Annotated in this window: 1 protein-coding gene; it reads left to right on the top strand. The window is 73.1% G+C overall.

Features of this window, described 5'->3' with window-relative positions; all coding sequences use genetic code 11:
- On the top strand, positions 1 to 3425 hold a 3425-nt coding region (locus AB0F88_RS44215; RefSeq protein WP_362698677.1), incomplete at both ends, for a type I polyketide synthase.

Genomic DNA, 3425 nt, shown 5'->3' with positions numbered 1-3425 from the left:
CTGGTGGTGGTGACGCGGGGCGCGGTGGCGGTCGCGGACGAGGCGCCGGATCCGGCGCAGGCGGCGGTGTGGGGTCTGGTGCGGGCGGCGCAGGCCGAGCAGCCGGGCCGGTTCGTGCTGCTGGATGTGGAGGCCGGGCCGCTGGACGCGGATGCGGTCGGTCGGGCGCTGGCCTCTGGTGAGGCGCAGGTCGCGGTGCGGGCCGGTGCGGTGTGGATGCCGCGGCTGGTGCGCACGGTGGTGGCGCCGGTCGAGGAGGAGCGTGCTCCGGTGTTCGGGCCGGAGGGCACGGTGCTGGTCACCGGCGGTTTGAGTGGCCTGGGCGCGTTGGCGGCCAGGCATCTGGTGACGGCCTACGGGGTGCGGCACCTGCTGCTGGTCAGCCGTCGTGGCGTACAGGCGCCGGGTGCGGCCGACCTGGTGGCCGAGCTGACCGAGCTGGGTGCCGCGGTCGAGGTCGCGGCGTGCAACGTGGGTGACCGGGAGGCGCTGGCCGGGCTGATCGCGGCGATTCCGGCCGGGCAGCCGCTGAGCGGTGTGGTGCACGCGGCCGGTGTCCTGGACGACGGTGTGATCACCGCGTTGACGTCCGAGCGGCTGGACGGGGTCATGCGGCCCAAGGCGGACGCGGCCTGGCACCTGCACGAGCTGACCCGGGAGCTGGACCTGTCGGCGTTCGTCCTCTTCTCCTCGGTGGCGGGAGCGCTGGGCGGTCCCGGGCAGGGCAACTACGCCGCGGCCAACGCCTTCCTCGACGCGCTGGCCGAGCACCGCAGGTCACAGGGCCTGGCGGGCACCTCGCTGGCCTGGGGCCTGTGGGCGATCGGCGGGATGGCGGAGGAACTGACCGAGGCCGACGTACGCCGCATGGAGCGCATGGGCCTGAAACCGCTGTCGGCCGCCGACGGGCTGGCCCTGTTCGACGCCGCTCTGCGCCACGACCGGCCGGCGCTGGTCGCCGCACGGTTCGCCCAGGGCAGGAACCCGGCCCGGGCGGCACTGCCACGAGCGGGTACCCTCAACGGCCTCGCGGGACGGCTGGCCGCGATGGAGCCCGCGGAACGCCGCTCGTTCCTGTCCGACCTGGTGTGCCAGGAAGTGGCGACGGTGCTCGGGCACGCCTCGAAGGAGGCCGTCCAGCCGGATCGCGCCTTCCAGGACCTCGGCTTCGACTCCCTCACCGCGGTCGAGTTCAGGAACAGGCTCAGCCAGGTCACCGGAATGCGGCTGCCGGCCACGCTGATCTTCGACTATCCGACCGCTCAGGCGGTGGCGGACTACGTGGGGGCGGAGCTGACCGGCGCCGCGTCCGCGATCGCGTCGGTCACGACGGCCAGGACGCCGGACGATGACGAGCCGATCGCGATCGTGGGCATGGCCTGCCGCTACCCCGGCGGCGTGCTGTCGCCCGAGGGGCTGTGGGACCTTGTGGCCGGCGGTACGGACGCCATCTCCGAGTTCCCCGCCGACCGGGGCTGGGACATGGAGAGGATCTACAACCCGGACCCGGAGAGCGAGGGCACCTCCTACGTGAAGCACGGCGGTTTCCTGTACGACGCCGCCGAGTTCGACCCCGGCTTCTTCGGGATCAGTCCGCGTGAGGCGCTGACGATGGACCCGCAGCAGCGTCTGCTGCTGGAGGCGTCGTGGGAGGCGCTGGAGCGGGCCGGTGTCAGTCCCGTGGAGCTGCGCGGCAGCCGGACGGGCGTGTTCGCCGGCTTGATGTACCACGACTACGGCCTCGGCGCCCCCGCCTCGACCAGTGGCGGAAGCCTGGTGTCCGGCCGGATCTCCTACACCTTCGGGTTCGAGGGCCCCGCGATGACCGTGGACACCGCGTGCTCGTCGTCGCTGGTCGCGCTGCACCTGGCGGCGCAGGCGCTGCGCTCGGGCGAGTGTGACCTGGCTCTCGCGGGCGGTGTCACGGTCATGTCGACGCCCGGGACCTTCATCGAGTTCTCCCGCCAGCGCGGTCTGGCACCCGACGGCAGGTGCAAGTCCTTCGGCGACACGGCGAACGGCACCGCCTGGGGCGAGGGCGTCGGCGTGCTGCTGGTCGAGCGGCTGTCGGACGCGCGGCGCAACGGGCACCAGGTCCTCGCGATCGTGCGGGGCAGCGCGGTCAACCAGGACGGCGCGAGCAACGGCCTGACCGCGCCGAACGGCCCGGCGCAGCAGCGGGTGATCCGCCAGGCGCTGGCCAGCGCGAACCTCTCGCCCGCGGACGTGGACGTGGTCGAGGCACACGGTACGGGAACGGTGCTGGGTGACCCGATCGAGGCGCAGGCGCTGATCGCCACCTACGGCCAGGACCGGCCCGAGGACCGGCCGCTGTGGCTGGGGTCGTTGAAGTCGAACATCGGTCACACGCAGGCCGCCGCGGGTGTCGGCGGTGTGATCAAGATGGTGATGGCGATGCGGCACGGGACGCTGCCGCGGACCCTGCACGCCGAGGAGCGGTCGGGACACATCGACTGGTCGGCGGGCGCGGTGGAGCTGCTGACCGAGGCCCGTCCCTGGGAGCCGGAGAACGGCCCGCGCCGGGCGGCGGTGTCCTCCTTCGGGATCAGCGGCACGAACGCGCACGTGATCATCGAGCAGGGTCCGGCGGAGCCCGAGGCCAAGGCTGGCGCTGTCGAGTTGCCGGTGACGCCGTGGCTGGTCTCGGCCAAGACCCCCCAGGCGCTTCGGGGACAGGCTTCCCGGCTCGCGTCCTGGGTGGAGGAGCGGCCTGAGCTGAATCCGGCCGACGCGGCCTGGACGCTGGCGACCGGTCGTGCGCTGCTGGAGCAGCGCGCGGTGGTGGTGGGTGCCGACCAGGTCGAGCTGGTGGCGGGTCTGCGTGCTCTGGCCGACGGTACGGCGACGCCGGGTGCTGCGGCCGGTGGTGGCAGGTCGGCGATGTTGTTCGCCGGTCAGGGCAGCCAGCGGGTGGGCATGGGGGCGTCCCTCGCGGCGGCGTTCCCGGTGTTCGCGGACGCCCTGGACGAGGTCTGCGCGCTGCTTCCGGGGTCGGTGCGTGAGGCGATGTTCTCCGGTCCGGACGAGGTGCTGGCCGAGACGGGGATGACCCAGCCGGCCCTGTTCGCCTTCGAGGTCGCTCTGTACCGGCTGCTCACCTCACTGGGTGTGACCCCGGACGTTCTGGTGGGCCACTCGGTGGGCGAGATCGCGGCGGCTCACGTGGCCGGGGTGCTGTCGCTGCCCGACGCGTGTGCCCTCGTTACGGCTCGGGCCCGGTTGATGCAGGCGCTGCCGGAAGGCGGGGCAATGCTGGCCGTCGCCGCTCCCGAGGCGGAGGTGCTTCCGTTGCTGGAGGGCCGCCAGGATGTGAGCATCGCGGCGGTCAACGGCCCTCAGGCCGTGGTGATCTCCGGTAGCGAGGCCGCGGTGGAGGAGATCGCGGGCTTGGTGAGCGCGCGGAC

Origin of the sequence: Streptosporangium sp. NPDC023963, from assembly GCF_040639135.1 — a bacterium.
Classification (GTDB): domain Bacteria; phylum Actinomycetota; class Actinomycetes; order Streptosporangiales; family Streptosporangiaceae; genus Streptosporangium.
The sequence above is the reverse complement of the archived record's forward strand: the minus strand, read 5'-3'. Positions and strand labels throughout refer to the sequence as shown.